The sequence below is a fragment of the Streptomyces sp. NPDC017529 genome (genome assembly GCF_044329785.1).
Lineage (GTDB): Bacteria > Actinomycetota > Actinomycetes > Streptomycetales > Streptomycetaceae > Streptomyces.
This window is the reverse complement of record NZ_JBIRJY010000005.1, coordinates 469756-492505: the sequence shown is the minus strand read 5'-3', so window position 1 is coordinate 492505 and position 22750 is coordinate 469756. Positions and strand designations below refer to the sequence as shown.

The window sequence follows — 22750 nt, the reverse complement described above, 5'->3', positions numbered from 1 at the left end:
CTCAGCCTGCCAGGGTGTCCGCCGTGGCCTGGGCGGTGTGCTGCTGGAGCAGCGTCCGCAGCCGGGTGGTGCGCTCCTTGACCGGGATCTCGGCGACCGCGCGCGGCAGCGCCTGGTCCACGCCCTGGACGACGGACAGGTGGCGTTCGGCGCGGCCGAAGGCGGTGTAGACCCAGGCGCGGGTCAGGCCCTTGGCGGCGTCGCCCGGCAGCACGGCCACGACGGCCGGCCAGCGCGAACCGGCCGCCTGGTGGGCCGTGATCGCCCAGCCGTGGCGCACGGCGCCCGCGGCGACCTCTTCGCGCGGCACGACCACGGGGGAGCCGGCGCAGTCCAGGTGCAGCCCGGCCTCGTCGGCGCCGGTGACCGTGCCGAAAACCGTACGGCCGGGGGCGGGGGAGTGGGCGACGCGGTCGCCCGGGTCGAAGCCGCCGAACCGGCCGGGGCCGGGGTTGAGCCGCTCCTTGAGGGCCGTGTTCAGGGCGCGGGTGCCCGCCGCGCCGCCGTGGCCGACGGTGACGACCTGGGTCTGCCCGGCGGGCACGCCGATCGCCCGGGGCACCGAGTCGGCGACGAGCTGCACGGTGCGGTGCACCGCCTCGCCGGGGTCGCGCGCCGGGACGATCACTACCTCCTTGCCGGGCGCCTCGACCTGGTTCAGCTCGCCGATGCCGATGCCGGAGACCAGCTCGCCGACCGGCCCGAAGTCCGGTGTGCGGGAGGCCACCTGGGGGCAGCAGCGGGCGGCGAGCACGTCGGCGAAGAGCCGTCCTGGGCCGGCCGACCACAGCACACCGGGGTCGCCGCTGAGCACCAGCCGGGTGCCGTCGGTCAGCGACTCGACGAGCGCAGCGGCGGTCTCCAGGTCCAGCTGGGGCGCGTCCAGGACGACCAGCAGGTCGAGGGCGAGGGAGCCGTCCGCGTCCCGGCCCGGGCCTTCGCGGCCCGCCAGCAGCCCGGAGAGCGTGACGGCGGCGTCGCCGGGGGCGGCCGGCGCCGCGGCCGGGTCCTGATACGCGTCGGCGGCCTCGGCGACGAGCCGGGCCAGCCGCGCGCGGCCGTCGTCGGTGTGCGTGGCGCCGCAGGCGCGCAGGCCGAGCGCGCGGGCCGCGGCGATCAGCGCGGCGGGCTCGGCACGCGCGGCCTCGGCGCCGGTGTGGGCGACCAGCCCGCCGCGGGCCGCGGTACGGATCAGCTCGGCGGCGGAGGGCGAGGGGGCGGCCGCCGCGGCGGCTTCCCAGTCGGCCGCGCCCGGCCGGCGGATGGCCGGTGCGCCGGGGTCCTCGTCCGGCGCGGTGCCGTCCGGATCCGGGGAGTCTTCGGCGGGGTGCTCCTCGTCGGCGGTGCCGTCCGGGTCCGCCGGGGCCGGGAGGCCGGCGGGCTCTTCGAAGGTGTTGAGCAGCCGCGCCAGGCCGTCCGCGACGCTCTCCTCGGCCATGGCGAAGCGGTCCAGGCCGAGCAGCACCCGGACCGGCTGCTCCTCGTCCTCGTCGTCCGACGCCGCCGGGCGGGCGGCGCCCGGGGCCTCGATCGCGTCCTGGAAGACCAGCACGGCGCCCTCGGCGATGGCCGTCTGCAAGGCCTCGTCCGGGTCCGGCACGGACCGCTGGGCGAGTGCGGCGCGCAGCGCGGACGCCTCCAGAGCGGAGTGCCCCGCCAGGGCGGCCTGCTCCAGCAGCCAGCCGACCAGGGCCTGCGCGCGCCGCTCGTCGCCGGGGCCGCACGCCGGGCCGAGGAGCGCCCGCGCGAAACCGTCGGCCTGCTCGGGGCGGACGCCCGGGACGGCGAGCAGCTGCCACGGGTCCTCGCGCAGCGCCTCGGCGGCCCGCTCGCCGAGCGTTTCGGCGGTCTTCGCGGCCAGCGCCTCCGGGGCGCCGCCCGCCGTCAGCACCTGTCGTACGCCCTCGATGCCGGAAGCGGGCGGCGCCGTCGCGGCCGGGTGCGCCGCGGCGTGTTCCGCCGGGCCGGGGCGGTGGGTGCCGCCGTCCGCGGCCGGGCGGGCGTGGCCGGGGGCGGCGTCCCGGCCGGGGTCTGCCGCGGGCTGCGGCACGGCTGCCGGGCCGCCGCGCTCCTGGGCGCCGGTGGCCGGAGCCGGCACGCCGCCGGCGTTCCGTGGTCCGCCCGCTGCCCGGGGGGCGCCGCCCGTCCGGGGGGAACGCCCGGTGAAGAAGGAGTCCGCCGACCGCTCGCCGCTCTCCACGGCCCGCACCGCTGCCGCCAGCGCGGCAGCGGTCGCCGCGTCGCCCCTCTTGGGCCCGGCCGCCACCTCCCCGGGCCCGGCCTCCACCTTCTCGGGCTCGGCCGCCACCTCCCCGGGTGCGGCCTCCGCTTCGCCGCCGGCGGCCTCCGGGCCGTGCGCGGTCGGCTCGGGTGCGGCCTCGTCGGAGAGGCGGTCGGTGCTCACAGCGTGCTCCAGTCGTGGTCGGGATAGTGGTGCACCGGGGCCGAGACGTCGTCCAGGGCCCGGCAGATCTCGTCAGGAAGACTAAGGCCCTCCACTGACAATGCCGCTCTGAGCTGCTGCGCGGTGCGCGCGCCGACGACCGGCGCGGCGACCCCCGGCCGGTCGCGGACCCACGCGAGAGCCACCTGCAGCGCGGTGACGGCGAGCCCGTCGGCGGCCGTGGTGACCGCCTCGACGATGCGGCTCCCCGTCTCGTCCAGGTACGGGGCGACGAACGGCGCGAGCTGCTCCGAGGCGCCGCGGGAGTCGGCCGGGGTGGTGCGCCGGTACTTGCCGGTGAGGACCCCGCGGCCCAGCGGTGACGAGGGCAGCACGCCGACGCCCAGGTCCCGCGCCGCGGGCAGCAGCTCGCGCTCGATGCCGCGCTGGAGCAGGGAGTATTCCATCTGGGTGCCGGCCAGGCGGGTCCGCAGCGTCGGCGCGGCCAGCTGCCAGGTCGCGGCCTTGGCCAGCTGCCACCCGGAGAAGTTCGAGACGCCCACATAGCGCGCGCGGCCGGTGGCCACGGCGATGTCGAGGGCCTGGAGGGTCTCTTCGAGGGGCGTGTGCGGGTCGAAGGCGTGCAGCTGCCAGAGATCGACGTAGTCCGTGCCGAGACGTTCCAGTGAGGCGTCCAGCGCGTCCAGCAGGTGGCGGCGGGAGCCGTCGACCCGGCGGTCCGCGTCCAGGACGCTGCCCGCCTTGGTCGCGATCACCAGGTCGCGGCGCGGCACCAGCCCCTCGCAGAGCCGGCCGAGCAGGTACTCGGCGCCGCCGTCCGCGTACACGTCCGCGGTGTCCACGAGGGTGCCGCCGGCCTCCCAGAACGCCTTGAGCTGCTCGGCGGCGTCGTGCTCGTCCGTGTCCCTGGCCCAGGTCAGGGTGCCGAGGCCGAGACGGGACACGCGCAGGCCGGTACGGCCGAGGTGCCTTTGCTCCATGGGGCTTGAGGTTACTGGCCCGTCGGCCGGGCCGGTGGACCTGTGGACAGCCGGCCGGCACACCGCGCGGGCGGCCTGTGGACGACCGGCCGGTGACGGCTGCCGCCGCCCCGCGCTAGAGTCCCCGGAACACCGACGTTACTGATCAGTAAGGGGAGCGGCATGAAGCTCGGGATCAACCTCGGCTACTGGGGCGCCGGGATGGACGCGGACAACCTGGCCGTGGCGCAGGAGGCGGACCGGCTCGGCTACGCGGTCTGCTGGGCCGCCGAGGCGTACGGCTCCGACGCCCCCACCGTGCTCTCCTGGGTCGCGGCCCAGACCGAGCGCATCGACGTCGGCTCCGCGATCTTCCAGATCCCGGCCCGTACGCCCGCGATGACCGCGATGACCGCCGCCACCCTCGACTCGCTGTCCGGCGGCCGCTTCCGCCTCGGTCTCGGCGTCTCCGGACCGCAGGTGTCCGAGGGCTGGTACGGCGTGAAGTTCGACAAGCCGCTGGCCCGCACCCGCGAGTACGTGGAGATCGTCCGCAAGGCGATGACCCGCGAGCGGCTGTCCTACCAGGGGCAGCACTGGACGCTGCCGCTGCCCGACGGCCCCGGCAAGCCGCTGAAGCTGACCGTGCACCCGCAGCGCGAGCACATCCCGCTCTACATCGCCGCGATCGGCCCCAAGAACCTCACGCAGACCGGTGAGATCGCCGACGGCGCGCTGCTGATCTTCCCCTCCGCCGACCACCTGGAGGAGACGGCGGTCTCCCACATCAGGGCGGGCCGGGAGAAGGCCGGGAAGACGCTGGAGGGCTTCGACGTCTGCCCGACGCTGCCCCTGGCCGTCGGCGAGGACAAGGACGTCGGCGCGCTGGCCGACATGTTCCGTCCGTACACCGCGCTGTATGTGGGCGGCATGGGCAGCCGCAAGCAGAACTTCTACAACCAGCTCGCCTGCCGCATGGGCTACGAGAAGGAGGCCGCCGAGATCCAGGAGAAGTACCTGTCCGGCGACAAGCAGGGCGCGGCGGCGGCGATCCCCCAGAAGCTGATCGACCAGACCACGCTGCTCGGCTCCGTCGAGCGCATCGCGGAGCGGATGCAGGCGTACGCGGCGGCCGGGGTGACCACGCTGACCCTCGCGCCCGCCGGCTTCACGCTGGAGGACCGGGTCGCCTCGCTGCGGGCGGGCACCGAGGCCCTGGAGCGCGCCGGGCTGGCGTAAGGGCCTGCCCGGCGTTCCGGGGCGCCGGGTCCGGAGAACGAGCCTGCGGCCGTGGTGGGGGCTCGGGGGTCTTCCCCGCCACGGCCGTCACCCCGCACAACGCCGGGACGGCCCGCGTGGTTACGCCGCGGCCCGGTCCCGCCCGGCCCCGGTCGTCCGGTCCCTCGAACGGGGGAGTTGGCCGACGTACCCGTTGCCACTTTCCGCGTACCGCACTTTACTTTTCTTTTGCGGATGTGCGTATCGGAGGTGGCCCGATGCTCTCGGCCAGAAGCCTGTTCCAGGAGATCCTCGACCACGACGAGTCCTACCGGCTGTTCTGCTCCATCGCGGCCAGCGGCGAGGCGCAGGGCGGCTGGGAGAACGGGCGGATCGCCGCGCTGGTCCCCGCCTCGCAGCGCGCACTGGCCCCCAAGGTCGCCCGGCACGGCGCCGACGAGGACAAGCACGGCCGGCTGTTCAACGCCCTCCTGCGCAAGCGCGGCCTCGATCCGGCGCCGGTCCCGGCGGAGGCCGACTACACCGTGCTGCTGGAGCGCCGCGGCATCGGCCTCGCACACGACAAGCTGCGCCGCGACGAACCGCTCACCGAGCAGGACGTCGTCACCTACCTCGCGCACAGCCGGGTCACCGAACAGCGCGCCGCCGACCAGATGGGCATGCTCAAGAAGCACTTCGGCGGCCACCCGGAGATCGGCAAGGCGATCCTGATGATCGCCCAGGACGAGGAGAACCACCTCGCCTACTGCCACGAGGAACTGCTGCGGCTGGCGGAGCAGGGGCACGGCCCCGCGATCCGGCGCACGCTGCGCGCCTGCGCCCTGGCCGAGGCCGTGGTCTACCGGGACGTCAGCCTGGCCGTGATGGCCCACATGGGCCGCGTCCTAAGCTGGCCGCGCGCCAAGTCCGCCCTGCTCGCCGCCGGCATCCGCGCGGTGTACGCGTACGAGCGGCTCGCGGGCTGGCGCCGGATGGTCACGCTGCGCGCCCCGGAGCGGCGCGACGCGCTGGGCGGACCGGCCGCCTCGGCGCCGGAGTCGGCCTGAGGCCGCGGGCCCGCGGACCGTTCTCACAGCCAGCCGCGCCGTTTGAAGAGCCGGTACAGGAGCAGTTCCAGGCACAGCATCAGCAGCAGGATGCCGTAGTAGCCCCAGGTCCATCTCAGCTCGGGCATGTGATCGAAGTTCATGCCGTAGACGCCGGCGATCAGCGTCGGCAGGGCCGCCATGGCCGCCCAGGCGGAGATCTTGCGCATGTCGTCGTTCTGGCGCACCCCCATCTGCGCCAGGTGGGCGCTGAGGATGTCCGACAGCAGCCGGTCCAGCCCCTCGACGGACTCGTTGGCGCGGGTGAGGTGGTCGCCGACGTCCCGGAAGAACGGGCGGGCCTCGGCGTGCACGAAGGGCACCCCGGCGTTCTGCAGGCGCAGCATCGGCTCCACCAACGGGTTGGTGGCGCGCCGGAATTCCAGTACCTCGCGCTTGAACGCGTAGATCGCGGCCGCGGTGTTGCCGGTGTCCGAGCGGGACGGCGCGAACACCTCCGCCTCCAACTCCTCCAGGTCCACCTGGAGTTCGGTCGCCACCTCGATGTAGTGGTCGACGACCGCGTCGCTGACCGCGTACACGACCGCGGTGGGGCCGTGGCAGAGCACGTCCGGCTCGTGCTCCAGGCGGCGGCGTACCGCGGCCAGCGGGCTGGCCGTGCCGTGGCGGACGGTGACGACGAAGGAGTCGCCGAGGAAGAGCATCAGCTCGCTGGCGGTGACGGAGCCCGCCGCGTCGTCGTAGGAGATCGGCTTGAGCACCATGAACAGGGAGTCGTCGTACACCTCCATCTTCGGCCGCTGGTGCGCCTTGAGCGCGTCCTCCACGGCGAGCGGGTGCAGCCCGAACTCGCTGCTGACACGGTCGAACTCCTCCCGGGTGGGCTCGTGCAGCCCGAGCCACAGGAAGGAGTGACCTTCGGCGCGCGCCGCTTCGAGGGCGTCGGAGAAGTCCGACGGCCCTTCGGTGCGGCGGCCGTCCCGGTAGATGGCGCAGTCGACGATCACACTGGGCATTGTCACTCGTCGTACCGGCTCGTGCCAGGACTCCGGGTCCGCGTCCGGTGGCCGGCCCCGGCAACGTAGGGTGCTGCCATGCCCACGCTGATCCTGGTGCGGCACGGCCGCTCCACCGCCAACACGTCCGGCCTGCTCGCCGGGCGGATGCCCGGAGTGGCCCTCGACGAGCGGGGTGCCGCGCAGGCCGCCGCGCTCCCCGGCCGCCTGGCGGGCCTGCCGCTCGCCGCCGCCGTGAGCAGCCCGCTGCAACGCTGCCGGGAGACCCTCCAGCCCCTCCTGGACGCCCGCCCCGGCCTGCCGCTGCACACCGAAGAGCGCATCAGCGAATGCGACTACGGCGACTGGTCGGGCCGCAAACTGGCCGAGCTGAACGACGAGCCGCTGATGGAGGTCGTCCAGCAGCACCCGTCCGCCGCCGCCTTCCCCGGCGGCGAGTCCATGCGCGGCATGCAGGCGCGCGCCGTGGACGCGGTACGCGACTGGAACGCCCGGATCGAGGCCGCGCACGGCCCCGAAGCGGTCTACGCGATGTGTTCGCACGGCGACATCATCAAGTCGCTGGTCGCCGACGCCCTCGGCCTGCACTTCGACCTGTTCCAGCGGATCTCCGTCGAGCCCTGCTCGCTCACCGCGATCCGCTACACCCGGCTGCGCCCGTACGTCGTACGCCTCGGTGACACCGGCGACTTCGGCGGGCTGGCACCGCGGGAGGACGGCACCACGGCGGCGGACGACCGGGACGCGGCCGTCGGTGGTGGCGCGGGCGGATCGTGATCAGCGGGCGCAGTAGGGTGGGGCGACGGCGCTGCCTGCCACACCTCCTGCGATCCGTACACGGAATCGGCACCCACAGGAACCGCAGCGACCGCAGTGACCCCGCAGTCGAGCAAACGGAGCAGGACGTTGTCCCGTCAGGTGTTCTTCTACGACGCGCCGGACCGCTTCGTGGCCGGTACGGTCGGGCTGCCTGGACGCCGTAGTTTCTTCCTCCAGGCGACGGCCGCCGGCCGCACCACCAGTGTCGCCCTGGAGAAGACCCAGGTCGCCGCGCTCGCCGAACGCGTCGACGAGCTGCTGGACGAGGTGGTGCGCCGCAGCGGCGGCAACGCGCCCGTCCCCGCGGTCGCCCCCGCCGAGCTGTCCGACACCGCTCCGCTGGAGTCACCGGTCGAGGAGGAGTTCCGGGTCGGCACGATGGCGCTCGCCTGGGACGGCGACGAACAGCGCATGATCATCGAGGCCCAGGCGCTCGTCGAGCTGGAGGCCGACACGGACGAGGACCTCGCCGAGGCCGAGGAGCGGCTGCTCCAGGACGACGAGAACGGCCCGCCGATGCTCCGCGTCCGGCTCACCGGCACGATGGCCCGCTCCTTCGCCAAGCGGGCCCTGGAAGTCGTCAACGCGGGGCGCCCGCCCTGCCCGCTGTGCAGCCTGCCGCTCGACCCGGAAGGACACGTATGCCCGCGTCAGAACGGATACCGGCGGGACGCGTGATGCCGGGGGAGGAGACGGTGACGGCCCGGGGGGACGGAGCGGCCGAGCAGGTGGCGGACGGCCGCCCGGGTGACGGCCGGGGCGGCGGCGGCCGGGCGGCGCAGGCGCACCCCGTACGGCTGTCCGCCGAGGCGCTGACGCACGGCGAGCTGACCGTACGCGGACAGGTGCGCGAGGCGTCCAACGCCGTCCTGTACTGCACGGTCACCCACGGGGGCACCACGGGCACCTGCGTCTACAAGCCCGTCGCCGGCGAGCGCCCGCTGTGGGACTTCCCCGACGGCACGCTCGCCCAGCGCGAGGTCGCCGCGTACGAGCTGTCGCGGGCCACCGGCTGGGACCTGGTCCCCACCACGGTCCTGCGCGACGGGCCCTACGGGCAGGGCATGGTCCAGGAGTGGATCGAGGCGGTGCCCGAGGACGCCGGGCTGCTGGCCCTGGTCGAGGGCGAGGAGCCGGGACCCGGCTGGAAACCGGTGGGTTTCGCCGAGGTCGGCGAAGGCCGTACGGCACTTCTGGTACACGCCGACGACGAGCGGCTGCGGCGGCTCGCGGTCCTGGACGCGGTCATCAACAACGGCGACCGCAAGGGCGGCCACCTGCTGCCCGCCGGCGGCGGACGGCTCTACGCCATCGACCACGGCGTGACCTTCAACGCCGAGGACAAGCTGCGCACGCTCCTGTGGGGCTGGGCGGGCGAACCGCTGACCGAAGAGGCCCGCGAGGTGCTGGAAAGGCTGGCCGGACAGCTCGCGGACGGCGCCCCGCTCGCCGCCAGGCTGGCCGGGCTGATCACCGCGGCCGAGCTCGCGGCGCTGCGCGGACGGGTCGCGGACCTGCTGCGCACGGGGGTGCACCCGAGCCCTGGCGGGGACTGGCCGCCGATCCCCTGGCCGCCGGTCTGAGCGTCCCGGGCGCCGCGGAACCGCCGGGATGCCCCCTGCCAGCACACCGGGGCGGTCCGGCGCAAGAGGGCCGATTCAGCCAAGATCCGTGATCCGGTTCGTATGCGGAACATGCATCCGGTTACGCTCAAGGCATGCATGCATGGCCCGCTTCTGAGGTCCCCGCCCTGCCCGGCCAGGGCCGCGACCTGAGGATCCACGACACAGCGACCGGCGGACGGGTGACCCTCGCTCCCGGTCCCGTCGCCCGTATCTACGTCTGCGGCATCACGCCGTACGACGCCACCCACATGGGGCACGCGGCGACCTACAACGCGTTCGACCTGGTTCAGCGCGTGTGGCTCGACACGAAGCGCCAGGTGCACTACGTGCAGAACGTCACCGACGTCGACGACCCCCTCCTGGAGCGGGCGCTGGCCACCGGCGACGACTGGACCGCGCTCGCCGAGCGGGAGACCGCCCTGTTCCGCGAGGACATGACGGCCCTGCGGATGCTCCCGCCGCGCGAGTACGTCGGCGCCGTCGAGGCCATACCGTGGATCGTCCCCATGGTCGAGCGCCTGCGCGACAACGGCGCCGCCTACGAGCTCGAAGGCGACATCTACTTCTCCGTCGAGGCCGACCGGCACTTCGGCGAGGTCTCCCGGCTCGACGCCGAGGCGATGCGGGTACTGTCCGCCGAGCGCGGCGGCGACCCGGAGCGCCCCGGCAAGAAGAACCCGCTCGACCCGATGCTGTGGATGGCCGCCCGCGACGGCGACCCCAGCTGGGACGGCGCCTCCCTCGGCCGCGGCCGCCCCGGCTGGCACATCGAGTGCGTCGCCATCGCCCTGCGGCACCTCGGCATGGGCTTCGACGTGCAGGGCGGCGGCTCCGACCTCGCCTTCCCGCACCACGAGATGGGCGCCTCGCACGCCCAGGCCCTCACCGGCGAGCACCCCTTCGCCAAGGCGTACGTGCACGCCGGCATGGTCGCCCTGAACGGCGAGAAGATGTCCAAGTCCAAGGGCAACCTCGTCTTCGTCTCCAAGGTGCGGCGCGACGGCACGGACCCGGCGGCGATCCGCCTGGCCCTGCTCGCGCACCACTACCGCGCCGACTGGGAGTGGACGGACGCGGTCCTGGAAGAGGCCGTGGAGCGGCTGGCGCGCTGGCGCGCCGCGGTCTCCCGCCCGGACGGGCCGCCGGCCGACGCGCTGCTGGAGGAGATCCGTACGGCGCTGGCGGACGACCTGGACTCGCCGGCCGCGCTCGCCGCGGTCGACCGCTGGGCCGCGGCCCAGCAGGCGGACGGCGGCAGCGACGAGGGCGCGCCCGGTCTCGTCTCGCGCTCCGTGGACGCGCTGCTCGGCGTCGCCCTGTAACCGCGTCACCGCCCCACCGGCCGCGCGCGGCACCCCGTCAGCTCCGGGGCGCTCCCTCCACCGAGGGAGCGCCCCGATTCGCTTGTGAAGACGTACCGTTGCGGGAGGCGGCGGGCCCGGGGGTGTGCTGGGCTGAGCGTCCCAGGACTCCCGCAGGAAGGACGCGCACCATGCCACGCTCCCTTTCCCGCCGAAGACTGCTCGCCACCGGCACGGCACTGGGCGCCGGCGCCGCCCTCGCCCCGCTCGGCCCCTTCGCGCCGCCCGCCCGCGCCTCCGGCGGATGGCCCACCACGATTCCCCTCCCCGACGGCTTCCGGCCCGAGGGCATCGCCATCGGCCCGGGCCCGTACGCGTACTTCGGCTCCCTGGCCGACGCCTCCGTCTACCGCGCCGACCTGGCCACCGGGCGGGGCCGGCTGATCACCGGAAGCCTCGGTACGGGCCGCCAGGCCATCGGCCTCAAGACCGACGCCAGGGGGCGGCTGTTCGTCGCGGGCGGCGCGGGCACGCTCCGCGTCGTCGACACCCGCGGCGGTGCCGTCCTGGCCACCTACGCGGCCGGCGACGGGCAGAACCTCGTCAACGACGTCTTCCTCACCCAGGACGCCGCCTACTTCACCGACTCCTTCCGCCCGCAGCTCTATGTGCTGCCCTTCGGGCGGCACGGCGAACTGCCGGGGCCCGACGGACTGCGCACCCTGCCGCTGACCGGCGAATGGGTCCAGGGCCCCGCCTTCACGGCGAACGGCATCGAACGCACCCCGGACGGCACGGCGCTGCTCGTCGTCAACGCCTACGCGGGCGCGCTCTTCCGGATCGATCCGCACACCGGGAACGCCCGCAAGGTCACGCACAGCGGCCCGCCGCTCGTGAACGGCGACGGGCTGCTGCTCCTGGACCGGGACCTGTACGTCGTGCAGCAGGCGCAGAACGCCGTGGACGTCCTGCGCCTGAACCGCACCGGCACGTACGGCCGGGCGGTCGCCCGCATCACCGACCCGCGCTTCCAGGTCCCGACCACCGCCGCGGCCTGCGGCGACCGCATCTACCTGCCCAACGCCCGCTTCGACGTGGACCCGCCGCTGCCGTCCACGACGTACACCGCCGTCGCGGTGGACCGCGTGTGACGGGCGGGACGCGAGGGCACCCATCCGGCGGGACGCTGCCTGTCCCGCCGGATGGTGACCGCCGCGCCGCCGCTGCCGGGGTGGCCTCAGGCGAGTGCCGGGGTCATTCCCCGGAGTCGTCCGAGGTGCCGTCCTCCGGGCCCTTGGCGTCCGCCGAGCCGCCGGGCTCGCGGGGCTCGTGGGTCTCCTCGGCGTCCCGCGGCTCCCGGTGCTGCTCCCGGGGCTCCTTGGCCTCCTTCGGCTCTTTCGGGTCCTTGGGCGCCGGGCGGGGCGGGCGGGTGCGGCCGCTCGTCGTGTCGCGCAGGTAGGAGCCGTCGCGGCCGTCGGCGACACCGCCGTCGGTCGCCAGACCCGGGCCGGCCTGCGGGTCCCGGCGCCGCAGATACCGCTCGAACTCCCGGGCGATGGCCTCGCCCGACGCCTCCGGCAGTTCGGCGGTGTCCCGCGCTTCCTCCAGCGACTGGACGTACTCCGCGACCTCGCTGTCCTCGGCCGCCAGCTGGTCCACGCCCAGCTGCCAGGCACGGGCGTCCTCGCTCAGCTCGCCCAGCGGGATGCGCAGGTCGAGCAGGTCCTCCAGGCGGTTGAGGAGGGCGAGGGTGGCCTTCGGGTTCGGCGGCTGCGAGACGTAGTGCGGCACCGCGGCCCACAGGCTCACCGCCGGGACGCCCGCGTGGGTGCACGCCTCCTGGAGGATGCCGACGATGCCGGTCGGGCCTTCGTACCGGGTCTCCTCCAGGTCCATCGTGCGCGCGAGGTCCGGGTCGGAGGTGACGCCGCTGACCGGCACCGGCCGGGTGTGCGGGGTGTCGCCGAGCAGCGCGCCCAGCACCACCAGCATCTCCACGCCCAACTCGTGGGCGAAGCCCAGCAGCTCGTTGCAGAACGAGCGCCAGCGCATGCTGGGCTCGATGCCGCGCACCAGCACCAGGTCGCGCGGCTTGCCCTTGCCGTTCGCGTCGGCGATCCGCACGACGGAGAGGCGCGTGGTGGGCCACGTGATCTTGCGGACGCCGCCGTCCAGCCAGACGGTCGGGCGGTTGACCTGGAAGTCGTAGTAGTCCTCCGCGTCCAGCGCGGCGAACACCTCGCCCTTCCACTCCCGGTCCAGATGCGCGACCGCGGCGGAGGCGGCGTCACCGGCGTCGTTCCAGCCCTCGAACGCGGCCACCATGACCGGGTCGATCAGCTCGGGAACTCCGTCGAGCTCGATCACCCAGCGCCTCCTTCCGACCGGCGCCGCCTCCTCGGGACGGTCACCGGCAGCAGTTCCATTTGCGTGCGCCCCCAGCCTACGGCGTCCGTGGGACCCCGACGCAGCCCCTGTGCACGAACGAGTGTGCATACATCCGACGTGTTCGGATTCCGTCCGGCCCGGCGCCCGGTACCCGCCCGCTGCCGGCCGGCCCCCGGCCTCGGCCAACTTCCGTACGTCCCCCGGACGCTGGCGCGCCGCCGACGGCGCCGGGGGCACGGTCCGTGCTTCACGTGCCGGTGCGCCCGCTCACTGGCGGCGCCGGGCCGTGCGAACGGGTTCAGCATCCGGTGATGTTCGACTACGTTGCGGTGTCCGGGAGTGGGGAGGACCGGGCGCTTCCGACCGGTTCCCCGGCAGCGTGACCAGCGTCACGCCGGCCGCCTCCCGGATGGCCGGCGGCGGGAAACAGGACCGAGGGGGCCACGATGCCGTACGTACCGCGCGGGGACCGCCAGTTGGGGCGTACGGGCGTGCACGTGCCGCCGCTCGGTCTGGGCTGCGCGCCGCTGGGCAACCTCTACCGGCCCCTCACCGAAGAGCGCGCCCGGCAGACCGTGCTCGCCGCGTACGACACCGGCGCCCGCCACTTCGACACCGCGCCGCACTACGGACTCGGCCTGTCCGAGGAGCGCCTCGGCCGCGCGCTGGCGGGGCGCGACCGCGCCTCGTACGTCCTGTCCACCAAGGTCGGGCTGCGGCTGCGCGCGCTCGCGCCGGGCGAAGCGGTCGACGGCCAGGGCTACACCGACACCCCCGCGCGCGCCCGCGTGCGGGACCTCAGCGGGGACGGCATCCGCCGCACGCTCGACGCCTCCCTGGAACGGCTCGGTGTCGCCGCCGTCGACATCGTCTACCTGCACGACGTCGAAGGGCGGGAGGCCGCGGTGTACGACTCCGGCTTCCCCGCCCTCACCGAACTGCGCGCGCAGGGCGTGGTCGGCGCCATCGGCATCGGCATGAACCACAGCGGCCCCCTGGCGAGGTACGTCGCCGACCTCGACGTGGACGTGGTGCTGTGCGCCGGGCGCTGGACCCTGCTCGACCGCGGCGCCTTCGACGACCTGCTGCCGGTCTGCGCATGCCGCGGCACGTCGGTCGTCGTCGGCGGCGTCTACAACTCCGGGCTGCTGGCCGATCCGTCGCCCGGCGCCCCGTACGACTACGTGCCGGCGCCGGACGCGCTGGTGGAGCGGGCGCGGCGGCTCGGGGAAGTGTGTGCGGAGTTCGGCGTGCCGCTCAAGGCGGCGGCCCTGCGCTTCCCCTTCGGGCACCCGGCCGTGGCCGGTGCCCTGGTCGGCGCCGCCTCCCCGGAGGAGGCCCGGGAGAACGCCGACCTGTTCACGTACGACATTCCCGACGCGCTCTGGCACGCACTCGCAGACCGGGGCCTCCTCGACACCGACCTGCCGCTGCCCACCGCCGATCCGGCAGCCCGCCCGTGACGTCACGCGTCCGGATTCCGCCAGCCGTGCCGTCCGCCGCGTACGAGGATCGAGTCGGGCACGGCCCCTGGGGGAGGGGCTCGGTCCGCTGGGCCAGCCCCTTTCTCACAGGGTGGACCGCAGCCCGTTCTCCACGCTCGCGACGTGCACCGTCGCCCAGGCCCGCGCCGCCTCCGCGTCCCGGTCGCGGAGCGCGGCGACGATCGCCCGGTGCTCGGCGAGCGTGCGGCTCACCGCGTCCTGCTGCGCCAGCCCGCGCCAGACGCGTGCCCGCGTCGTCGGCCCCGAGAGCCCGTCGAGGAGGGAGCACAGCACGGAGTTGCCGGCGGCGGCCACGATCTCGCGGTGGAACTCCAGGTCGCAGGCGACCAGCTCCTCCACCGCGGGGTACGGCCCGAGGGCGTCCAACCGCCGCTCCAGGCCGTCCAGTTCGCCCGCTCGGATCCGGCCGGCCGCCATCGCGGTGGCGGCCGGCTCCAGGATCCGGCGGACGGCCAGGAACTCCAGCACCGTGTCGTCGCGGTGGAAGTCCACCACGAAGCCCAGCGCCTCCAGGAGGAGTTGCGGGTCCAGGCTCGTGACGTAGGTGCCGTCGCCCTGCCGTACGTCCAGGATGCGGATCAGCGACAGGGCGCGTACGGCCTCGCGCAGCGAATTGCGCGACAGGCCCAGGTCCGCGGCGAGTTCGCTCTCCTTGGGCAGCCGGTCGCCCGGCCGCAGCGCGCCGGAGACGATCATCGACTTGATCTTCTCTATGGCCTCGTCCGTGACCGCCATGGCCGGCCCTTCCGTTCGCGTGCGCCATCCGGATCGCCGAAGACATCCGATGTCTGCGCCATTATGGCGGCGGAACCGGGGGCACCGGGAGGGCCGGGCGGCCGCCTTGGTTCAGCCCGCCCTGACGAGCGCCTCCACCTCGGCGATCGCGGCCGCCTCGTCCAGCGTCGTCAGCCGCCGGTCGCGCATCAGGACCCGGCCGTCGACGACGGTGTCCCGCACGTCGGCGGCGCGCGCCGCGTAGGCGAGCGTCGACAACGGGTCGTGGCGCGGCGCCAGGTGCGGCCCGCCGAGGTCGAGCACGGCCAGGTCCGCGCGCTTGCCCGCCTCCAGCGAGCCGAGCTGCCCGTCGAGCCCCAGCGCCCGCGCGCCCTCGATCGTCGCCATCCGTACGGCCTGCTCGGCGCCGACCGCCGTGGGGTCGCCGCCCGCCTTGTGCACCAGCGCCGCCAGTCCCAACGCGCCCACCATGTCAAGGGAGTTGGAGCTGACCGGGCCGTCCGTGCCGAGCCCGACCGGCACGCCGTGACGCAGCAGGTCGGGCACCCGGGCGACGCCGCAGCCCAGCTTGAGGTTGGAGACCGGGCAGTGCGCCACACCGGTGCCGGTCCCGGCGAGCGCCGCGATCTCGGTGTCGCTCAGCTCGACCGCGTGCGCGAGCAGCGTGTCGGGGCCCAGCAGGCCCAGCGACTCCAGCAGTTCGACGGGCCGCTTGCCGTACCGCTCGCGCACCATCGCCACCTCGGCGGCGTTCTCGGCCGCGTGCAGGTGCAGCAGCGCGCCGTGCTCCTCGGCAAGCGCGGCGATGTCCGTCAGCTGGGCGGCGTCCAGGGTGTAGGCGCTGTGCGCGAAGACCACCGGCCGGGTGCCGGGGGAGAAGCGGCGCTCTTCGAGGTAGCGGCGCGCCCACTTCGTCCGCTCCCCGTACGGCATGCGGTCCGGCGTCACCGGCACGTCCATGAACGTCGGCCCCGACAGCAGCCGCCAGCCGGCCTCCCGCGCCGCCCGGTCGGCCGCCTCGGGGAACCAGTACATGTCCAGGGCGGTGGTCACCCCGCCCCGCACACTCTCCGCGACGGCCAGCCGCAGGCCGGCGGCCACCGCTTCCGGGGACAGCAGCGCGCCCTCCCGGGGCACCACGCGCGCCAGGAATCCCTGGAGGGTCACGTCGTCGGCGTGGCCGCGCAGCAGCGTCATCGCGAGGTGGGTATGGGTGTTGACCAGCCCCGGCAGCACGAGGCAGCCGGTCGCGTCGATCTCCTCGGCCGCGCGGTACGCGGCACGGACCTCGCCGGCCGGTCCCACCGCGACGATCTCCCCGTCCCGTACGGCGACCGCGCCGTCCCGCAGCACCGTGCCCGCCGCGTCGACGGTCAGCACCGTACCGCCGTGCACCAGCAGGTCGGCCGCCGCCGCTTCCGCGCGGCCGCCCGCCGCGACCCCGTCTCCCGCCGCGCTCACCGGGCTCCCTCCGCCAGCGTCCGCAGGGCCTCCAGCGAGACGACGGCGCCGCGCGCCACGCCGTCCGCGACGACGTCCCGGTACGGGTCGTAACCGCCGGTCGCCGCCTCGTCGACCAGTTCGTCCGCGTTCACCCCGTCGACCACCAGCACCGCGCCGGCGACCAGCCCGCGCAGGCCCGCCGTCACCAGCAGCGCGGACACCTCCATCTCGATCGCGGCCACGCCGGCCGCCGTGTACGCCGCCACCGGCAGCGGCAGCAGACCCGGCTGGAACGCCGCCCGGGTCCACACCACCCCGCGGTGGTACGGCGCCCCGGCCTCCGCCGCCGCCCCGGCGAGCGCCAGCACCGCCTCCGGCGCGGCCACGGCCGGGTACTCCGGCGGCACCAGCTGCTGCGTCACCCCGTCGTCCCGCACCGCGGCCTCGGCGATCACCAGGTCGCCGTCGCCGATCCCGGCCCTGATCGCCCCCGCCGTACCGAACCGCACGAACGTCCGCACCCCCGCGTCGGCCAGCTCCTGGAACAGCAGCACCGCGCCGGGCGCGCCCACCCCGTGCGACGCGACGACCACCGGCAGGCCCTTCCAACTGCCGGTGAACGTCCGGTACTCGCGCTGGTACGCGATCTCCGCCGCGTCGTCGAGCAGCTCGGCGACGGCGGCCGCGCGGGCCGGGTCGCCCACCACGACGGCGGACGGCGGAAGCCCGCGGCGGGGCAGGCGGGCGATGGGTGACAGGTCTGGTGTCACGGGTCGGCTCCAGTGGCTCGGGCGCATGGCCCGCGGGACGGGACAACGCTGACGGGACGGCGCCGGCCGGGACCGCGCGCCGCGCCTCCCAACCTACGGGTCCGCCTTCCCGCGCCCGCGACGTGGTCCGGTACGCGCGGCCGCGCCCCGTGCGCCCTCGTGGCCCGACGGCTCACTCCCGCCCCGACGCCAGCTCCAACTCCAGCAGCCACTGCACCACTTCGGCGTGGTGCCGGGCCTGGAGCAGGTCCGCGCCCCACGCGTACAGGCCGTGCCCCGCCACGACCACGGCGGGCATCCGCGGTTCCCTGGCCTTCTCCAGACGGTCCCCGAGCACGCGCATGTCCTGGCTGTTGGCGATGACCGGCAGCCGCACCGCGGCACCTTCGGCGGGCAGCCCGACCCCCTTGAGCATCTCCAGGTCCCGCAGGACGATCCCGCCGGGCCGCCGCCGCCCCATCGCCACCGCGGCGACCGTGTGGACGTGCACGATCGCCCCGGCGCCGGTCAGCCGCGCCACCCGCGCGTGCAGCCCGGCCTCCGCCGAGGGACGGCCGCCCGCCGGACCCTCGACCGCCGCCCCCGCACCGTCCACGAGCACCACGTCGTCCGCCGTCAGCTCGCCCTTGTCCCGCCCGCTCGCGGTCACCGCCAGCCGCAGCGGATCGCGGGCCAGGACGACCGACAGGTTGCCGGACGTGCCGCGCATCCAGCCGAGCGAGGCGAACCGCGCGGCCTCGGCGGCCAGCCGGGCCCCGGCCCGCCGCACCTCCGCCGCGCCGGGGCCGCCGCCGTCCCCGGCGCCCGTGCCTATCTCCAGCTGGGCGAAGGACGCCACCTCGGGGTGGTCGCCCGTCCCGCTCTCGTAGTACGGCTCCCCGGGCCGCCGGACCCCCGCCGTGCGCCACCCCGCCGCCCTGGCCGCGTCCAGTTCCCCCGGCCGGTCCGACAGGAACAGCATCCGCTCCGGCGCTGCGCCGAGGTCGGCGGCGATGGTCCCGTACGAGGCGGCCGCCAGTTTGGGCCCGGCGTTCTCCGTGTCGTAGAACCGGTCGGCCAGCGGCCGCAGGTCCCCCGCCGGGCTGTGCCCGAACCACGCGCGCTGGGCCGCCACCGAACCCGACGAGTACACGTGCAGCCGGACCCCGGCCGCGTGCCACGCCCGCAGCCGGGGCACCACGTCCGGGTAGAAGTGCGAGACCAGCTCCCCGCTCGCGAAGCCCTCGGCCCACACGATCCCCTGCAACGTCTTCAGGGGCGCGGCCTTGCGGTCCTCGTCGAGCCACGCGCCGAGCACCTGCTCGATCCGCGCGGCGTCGGCGGCCGGCTCGTCCAGCATCTGCCGGATCTGCCCGACGGCCCGCCGTACGTCCGGCTCCCCGGCCCGTTCGGCCAGCAGCCGCCCGAACCGCTCGCGCGCGTACGGGTACAGCTTGTCGACGACGAAGCCGGTCGCGCCCGTGGTGCCCTCGATGTCCAGCACCACGTGGTCCACCTCGAAGGCGTGGGTCACGCCGCGCCCCCTTCGGCCCGCGCGGCCCGCAGCGTGTCGAAGTCCGGGAACCGCAGCGCGATGTCGTCGCCCGTGAACGTGGCGATCCAGCCGTCCTCCTCGTGGAAGAAGCGGATGGCGGTGAAGGACGGGCGGGTCCCCATGTCGAACCAGTGGGTGGTGCCCCGCGGCACCCCGAGCAGGTCGCCCTCCTCGCACAGCACGGCGTGCACCTCGCCTCCCGCGTGCAGGTAGAACGCCCCGGACCCGGCGACGAAGAACCGCACCTCGTCGTCGTCCTCGTGGGTGTGCTCGGCGAGGAACTTCTGCCGCGCGGCTTGCGCCCGCTCCGCCCACGCGGGGTCGTCGGCCGGGTGCAGGGCCGCCACGTCCACCGTCGCGAAGCCCTCCTCGGCGGTCAGCGTGGCGATCTCCGCCCGGTACGCCGCGAGGACGGTGCCGGCGTCCGCGTCCGGCGCCACGCCCGCGCGCACCGGCCACTGTTCGTACCGCACCCCGATCGGTGCCAGCGCCGCGGCGATCTCCACGGGGTCGGACGTGTGCCGCACCACGGTCTCCGGGCCGCTCTCCGGCCAGGTGGTCAGCAAGGTCATGGGGCTCTCCAAGGTCGGTGACGGGTCTGGAGGCTGTGCGGGCCGGGCCGGGAGCCCCGGCCGGCCCCTGCGGCGATGCTAGTGCGGCGTCCGCCCGGGACGGCCCGCTCGCCGGGTGTGTGATTCCTGCGGGGCGGGTACCCCGGGGGGCCGGAAGGAACAGAGTCCGCACGCAAGGGAGGCGAGGGCCGCAGGTCATGGACGCATGGGATGTGATCATCGTCGGCGCGGGGTCGGCCGGAGGCGTACTGGCCTCCCGGCTGACCGAGGACCCCGCGCGGACCGTACTGCTGCTGGAGGCCGGGCCCGACTACGGCAGCACGCCCGGCGGGCTGCCCGACGACGTGGCCACCAGCCCCGCCGCCACCCACAGCCACGACTGGGGCTACGTCGGCGAGCCCGGCGTCCTCGGCCGGTCCGTCGCGCTGCCCCGCGGCAAGCTGGTCGGCGGCTCCTCGGCGATCAACTCGGCGATCGCCCTGCGCGGGCACCCGCAGGACCACGACGACTGGGCCGCCCAGGGCAACCCCGGCTGGGCGTTCGCCGACTTCCTGCCCAGCCTGCGCCGCGTCGAACGCGACCTGGACGTCGGCCCGCCCTGGCACGGCACGGACGGCCCGGTACCCGTTCGGCGGTACGGGCAGGCCGAGACGAACCCGTGGCAGCGCGCCTTCCACGACGCCTGCACGGCCCTCGGGCACCCGCCCGTCACCGACCACAACGCCCCCGGCGCACGCGGCGTCGGCCCGGTCCCGGTCAACCGGGTCGGTGGCATCCGCCAGAGCACCGCCCTCACCTACCTCGCGCGGGCGCGCGGGCGGCCGAACCTCACCGTGCGCGGCGGAGTGCTCGTCAACCGGGTCGTCCTGCGCGGCGGGCGGGCGGCAGGAGTGGAACTGGCCGGTCCGCAGCGGACGGTGCTGCCCGCGCACCGGGTCGTGCTCGCGGCCGGCGCGTACGGCAGCCCGCCGGCCCTGCTGCGCTCCGGCATCGGCCCGGCGGACCACCTGCGTGACCTCGGCATCCCCGTGACGGCCGACCTGCCCGGCGTGGGGGAGAACCTGCGCGACCACCCTGCCGTGACGCTCAAGTACGGCACCGGCGCCCCGCCACCCGGCCCCCGCGACCCGGTCCTGCAAACCTTCCTGACCTGTGGCGTCGGCTGCGAGGGCGGGCCGGTCGACCTCCAGGTCTTCCCCTCCGGCCCGGAGGCCGACGAGAACGGGGACACGGTGCTCACCCTGTGGGTGGCGCTGCTGCGGCCGTCCTCGTGCGGCCGTCTGCGGCTGCGCTCGGCCGACCCCCTGGACGCCCCGCGTATCGACGTGGGCTTCCTCCGCGAACCGGAGGACACCCGGCGGATGGTGACAGGCATGCGGCTGGCCCGCGCCCTCGCCCGTACGGCACCCCTGTCCGCACTGCTCCGCGAGGAGCGGGCGCCCGGCCCGTCCGTCACCACGGACGGGCAGCTGGCGGAGGCGCTGCGGCGGACGGTCAGCGGCTACCAGCACGCCGCCGGGACCTGCCGGATGGGCCCGGCCGGTGACCGCGGCGCGGTGGTCTCCGCCACCGGCGCCGTACACGGCGTCGAAGCCCTGCACGTCGTCGACGCCTCCGTGATGCCGACGCTGCCCGCCGCCAACACCAACCTCACCACCATGGCCATCGCCGAGCACTGCGCGGAGCTGAAGCCGTAAGCACCTGTGTCATGCCCCGCGACGCGCCGAAGGGCGGCTCCCGGTCCGGGAGCCGCCCTTCGGGACAGCGGTGGGTGGCGGAGCGTCAGCCGCGCCGGCCCAGTATGTCCTTGGTCTTGGTACGGACGTCCTCCGTGTCCAGACCGCGGATGGTCAGCGTGGTGCGGCGGCGCAGCACGTCGTCGACCGTCTCCGCCCACTCGTGGTCACGGGCGTAGACGACCTGGGCCCAGATCTCGGGCGCGTCCGGGTGGATGCGCTCGGCCAGCGCCGGGTCGTCGTTGGCCAGGCGCGCGATGTCGAAGGACAGCGAGCCGTAGTGGGTGGCCAGGTGGCGGGCGGTCTCCGGCGCCATGCGCGGGCCGGGGGCCGAGCCGTCGACCAGCAGGCGGTGGGCGACCGCGTTGGGGTTGGCGATACCGGGCAGCGGGAGCTTCTTCGGCAGGTGCGAGATGGGCTCCATGTCCTCGGCCAGCGGGTGGCCCGGCAGCGCCGCCAGCTTGTTCATGACCGTACGGCCGATGTGGCGGAACGTGGTCCACTTGCCGCCCGCGACGGAGAGCATGCCGCCCGCGCCCTCGGTGACGACGGTCTCGCGCTTGGCCTTGGAGGTGTCGCCGGGGCCGCCCGGCAGCACCCGCAGGCCCGCGAAGGAGTACGTGATCAGGTCACGGGACAGCTGCTGGTCGCGGACGGAGAAGGCCGCCTCGTCCAGGATCTGCGCGGTGTCCTTCTCGGTGACGCGGACGTCCGCCGGGTCGCCCTCGTACTCCTCGTCGGTCGTACCGAGCAGCAGCATGTCCTCCCAGGGGAGGGCGAAGGTGATGCGGTACTTGTCGATGGGGGTCGCCAGCGCGGCCTTCCAGGGGGAGGTGCGCTTGAGGACCAGGTGCGCGCCCTTGGACAGGCGGATGGAGGGCGCCGCGTTCGGGTTCTCCATCTTGCGCAGGTGGTCGACCCACGGGCCGGTCGCGTTCAGGACCAGGCGCGCGTTGACGCCGAACTCGGTGCCGTCGGTGCCGTCCTTGAGCTCGGCACCGGTGACCCGGCCCTGCGTGAAGCGCAGCCCGGTGACCTCGGCGTGGTTCAGGACGGTGGCGCCGGCCTCGACGGCCGCGCGGACCGTCATCAGGGCCATGCGCGCGTCGTTCATCTGGTCGTCGCCGTACACGGCCACGGCCTTGAGGTTGTCCGTGCGCAGCTCCGGCACGTCGCGCTGGGCCTTGGACGGGCTGATGACGTGACCGACGCCGTCACCGAAGGCGGACAGCGCGGAGTACGCGAAGACGCCCGCGCCCAGCTTGGTCGCGCCGTGCGGGCCGCCCTTGTAGACCGGCAGGTAGAAGGTCAGCGGGTTGGCGAGGTGGGGGGCCACCTCGCGGGAGACCGCACGGCGCTCGAAGTGGTTCTCCGCCACCAGCTTGACCGCGCCGGTCTGCAGGTAGCGCAGACCGCCGTGGAGCAGCTTGGAGGAGGCGGAGGAGGTGGCGCCGGCGAAGTCACCGGCGTCCACCAGCGCAACCCGCAGCCCCGACTGCGCGGCGTGCCAGGCGGTGGAGATGCCCAGGATGCCGCCGCCGATCACCAGGAGGTCGTACGTCGCCTTGGAAAGCCGCTCCCGGGTCTCGGCGCGGCTCTGGGTCGAACCGTCGGCCGGGTGCGTCCCGAGTGCCGGGACGCTCTGCAGGGTGCTCATT

At 74.9% G+C, this 22750-nt stretch carries 19 protein-coding genes; 9 read left to right on the top strand and 10 right to left on the bottom strand.

What is annotated here, in order from left to right:
• Position 1: 1 nt before the first annotated feature.
• On the bottom strand, positions 2 to 2404 hold the full coding sequence (locus tag ACH4K4_RS16050) for a helix-hairpin-helix domain-containing protein (RefSeq protein WP_398167778.1): 2403 nt from the start codon (positions 2402 to 2404) through the stop codon (positions 2 to 4).
• Positions 2401 to 3384 carry an aldo/keto reductase gene (locus ACH4K4_RS16045; RefSeq protein ID WP_398167776.1) on the bottom strand — a complete coding sequence of 328 codons (984 nt, stop codon included), beginning with the start codon at positions 3382 to 3384 and terminating at the stop codon, positions 2401 to 2403. Before ACH4K4_RS16045 ends, ACH4K4_RS16050 begins: the two co-directional genes overlap by 4 nt.
• Positions 3385 to 3546: 162 nt before the next feature.
• Between ACH4K4_RS16045 and ACH4K4_RS16040 the strand changes: the two genes are divergently transcribed.
• Both ACH4K4_RS16040 and ACH4K4_RS16035 read left to right on the top strand, forming a co-directional pair.
• Positions 3547 to 4602: an LLM class F420-dependent oxidoreductase gene (locus ACH4K4_RS16040; RefSeq protein WP_398167775.1), complete on the top strand. Its 1056-nt coding sequence runs from the start codon at positions 3547 to 3549 to the stop codon at positions 4600 to 4602.
• A 257-nt stretch (positions 4603 to 4859) separates the two neighbouring features.
• On the top strand, positions 4860 to 5648 hold the full coding sequence (locus ACH4K4_RS16035; RefSeq protein WP_398167773.1) for a ferritin-like domain-containing protein: 789 nt from the start codon (positions 4860 to 4862) through the stop codon (positions 5646 to 5648).
• Between the two features lie 23 nt (positions 5649 to 5671).
• Here the strand turns inward: ACH4K4_RS16035 and corA are convergent, their stop codons facing one another.
• On the bottom strand, positions 5672 to 6664 hold the full coding sequence (gene corA, locus ACH4K4_RS16030) for a magnesium/cobalt transporter CorA (RefSeq protein ID WP_398167772.1): 993 nt from the start codon (positions 6662 to 6664) through the stop codon (positions 5672 to 5674).
• A 78-nt stretch (positions 6665 to 6742) separates the two neighbouring features.
• Between corA and ACH4K4_RS16025 the strand changes: the two genes are divergently transcribed.
• The 5 genes from ACH4K4_RS16025 (at position 6743) to ACH4K4_RS16005 (ending at position 11560) form a co-directional block, all read left to right on the top strand.
• Positions 6743 to 7441, top strand: coding sequence for a histidine phosphatase family protein (locus ACH4K4_RS16025; RefSeq protein ID WP_398167770.1), 699 nt, complete (start codon positions 6743 to 6745; stop codon positions 7439 to 7441).
• A gap of 129 nt (positions 7442 to 7570) precedes the next feature.
• Positions 7571 to 8161, top strand: coding sequence for a DUF3090 domain-containing protein (locus tag ACH4K4_RS16020; RefSeq protein ID WP_398167769.1), 591 nt, complete (start codon positions 7571 to 7573; stop codon positions 8159 to 8161).
• Positions 8125 to 9066 carry an SCO1664 family protein gene (locus ACH4K4_RS16015; protein WP_398167768.1) on the top strand — a complete coding sequence of 314 codons (942 nt, stop codon included), beginning with the start codon at positions 8125 to 8127 and terminating at the stop codon, positions 9064 to 9066. The genes ACH4K4_RS16020 and ACH4K4_RS16015 overlap by 37 nt, the downstream gene beginning before the upstream one ends.
• Before the next feature lie 134 nt (positions 9067 to 9200).
• The gene (gene mshC / locus ACH4K4_RS16010) at positions 9201 to 10430 is read left to right on the top strand and encodes a cysteine--1-D-myo-inosityl 2-amino-2-deoxy-alpha-D-glucopyranoside ligase (protein ID WP_398167767.1); all 1230 of its coding nucleotides are present in this window, start codon (positions 9201 to 9203) and stop codon (positions 10428 to 10430) included.
• 170 nt (positions 10431 to 10600) lie between these two features.
• Positions 10601 to 11560 (top strand): superoxide dismutase, encoded by a 960-nt coding sequence (locus tag ACH4K4_RS16005; protein ID WP_398167765.1) that lies wholly within the window; start codon positions 10601 to 10603, stop codon positions 11558 to 11560.
• A 103-nt stretch (positions 11561 to 11663) separates the two neighbouring features.
• Here ACH4K4_RS16005 and ACH4K4_RS16000 read toward each other — a convergent pair whose 3' ends face one another.
• Positions 11664 to 12776, bottom strand: coding sequence for a PAC2 family protein (locus ACH4K4_RS16000; protein WP_398167764.1), 1113 nt, complete (start codon positions 12774 to 12776; stop codon positions 11664 to 11666).
• Between the two features lie 467 nt (positions 12777 to 13243).
• On the opposite strand from ACH4K4_RS16000, the gene ACH4K4_RS15995 reads away from it, so the two are divergent.
• A complete protein-coding gene (locus ACH4K4_RS15995; RefSeq protein ID WP_398167763.1) occupies positions 13244 to 14260 on the top strand; it encodes an aldo/keto reductase in 1017 nt (338 codons plus the stop codon).
• A 105-nt stretch (positions 14261 to 14365) separates the two neighbouring features.
• On the opposite strand, the gene ACH4K4_RS15990 is transcribed toward ACH4K4_RS15995, so the two are convergent.
• The 5 genes from ACH4K4_RS15990 to ACH4K4_RS15970 all read right to left on the bottom strand — a co-directional run bounded on the left by ACH4K4_RS15990 (position 14366) and on the right by ACH4K4_RS15970 (position 19356).
• A complete protein-coding gene (locus tag ACH4K4_RS15990) occupies positions 14366 to 15037 on the bottom strand; it encodes a FadR/GntR family transcriptional regulator (protein WP_398167762.1) in 672 nt (223 codons plus the stop codon).
• 111 nt (positions 15038 to 15148) lie between these two features.
• Entirely contained in the window at positions 15149 to 16498 is a 1350-nt protein-coding gene (locus ACH4K4_RS15985) for an amidohydrolase (protein WP_398167761.1), read from the bottom strand.
• Entirely contained in the window at positions 16495 to 17250 is a 756-nt protein-coding gene (locus ACH4K4_RS15980; protein WP_398167760.1) for a purine-nucleoside phosphorylase, read from the bottom strand. Before ACH4K4_RS15980 ends, ACH4K4_RS15985 begins: the two co-directional genes overlap by 4 nt.
• Before the next feature lie 172 nt (positions 17251 to 17422).
• A complete protein-coding gene (mtnC, locus tag ACH4K4_RS15975) occupies positions 17423 to 18733 on the bottom strand; it encodes an acireductone synthase (protein WP_398168027.1) in 1311 nt (436 codons plus the stop codon).
• 26 nt (positions 18734 to 18759) lie between these two features.
• The gene (locus ACH4K4_RS15970) at positions 18760 to 19356 is read right to left on the bottom strand and encodes a 1,2-dihydroxy-3-keto-5-methylthiopentene dioxygenase (protein ID WP_398167759.1); all 597 of its coding nucleotides are present in this window, start codon (positions 19354 to 19356) and stop codon (positions 18760 to 18762) included.
• A 197-nt stretch (positions 19357 to 19553) separates the two neighbouring features.
• Between ACH4K4_RS15970 and ACH4K4_RS15965 the strand changes: the two genes are divergently transcribed.
• Positions 19554 to 21053 (top strand): GMC family oxidoreductase, encoded by a 1500-nt coding sequence (locus tag ACH4K4_RS15965; RefSeq protein ID WP_398167757.1) that lies wholly within the window; start codon positions 19554 to 19556, stop codon positions 21051 to 21053.
• An 85-nt stretch (positions 21054 to 21138) separates the two neighbouring features.
• On the opposite strand, the gene ACH4K4_RS15960 is transcribed toward ACH4K4_RS15965, so the two are convergent.
• A complete protein-coding gene (locus ACH4K4_RS15960) occupies positions 21139 to 22749 on the bottom strand; it encodes an FAD-dependent oxidoreductase (protein WP_398167756.1) in 1611 nt (536 codons plus the stop codon).
• Position 22750 lies beyond the last annotated feature (1 nt).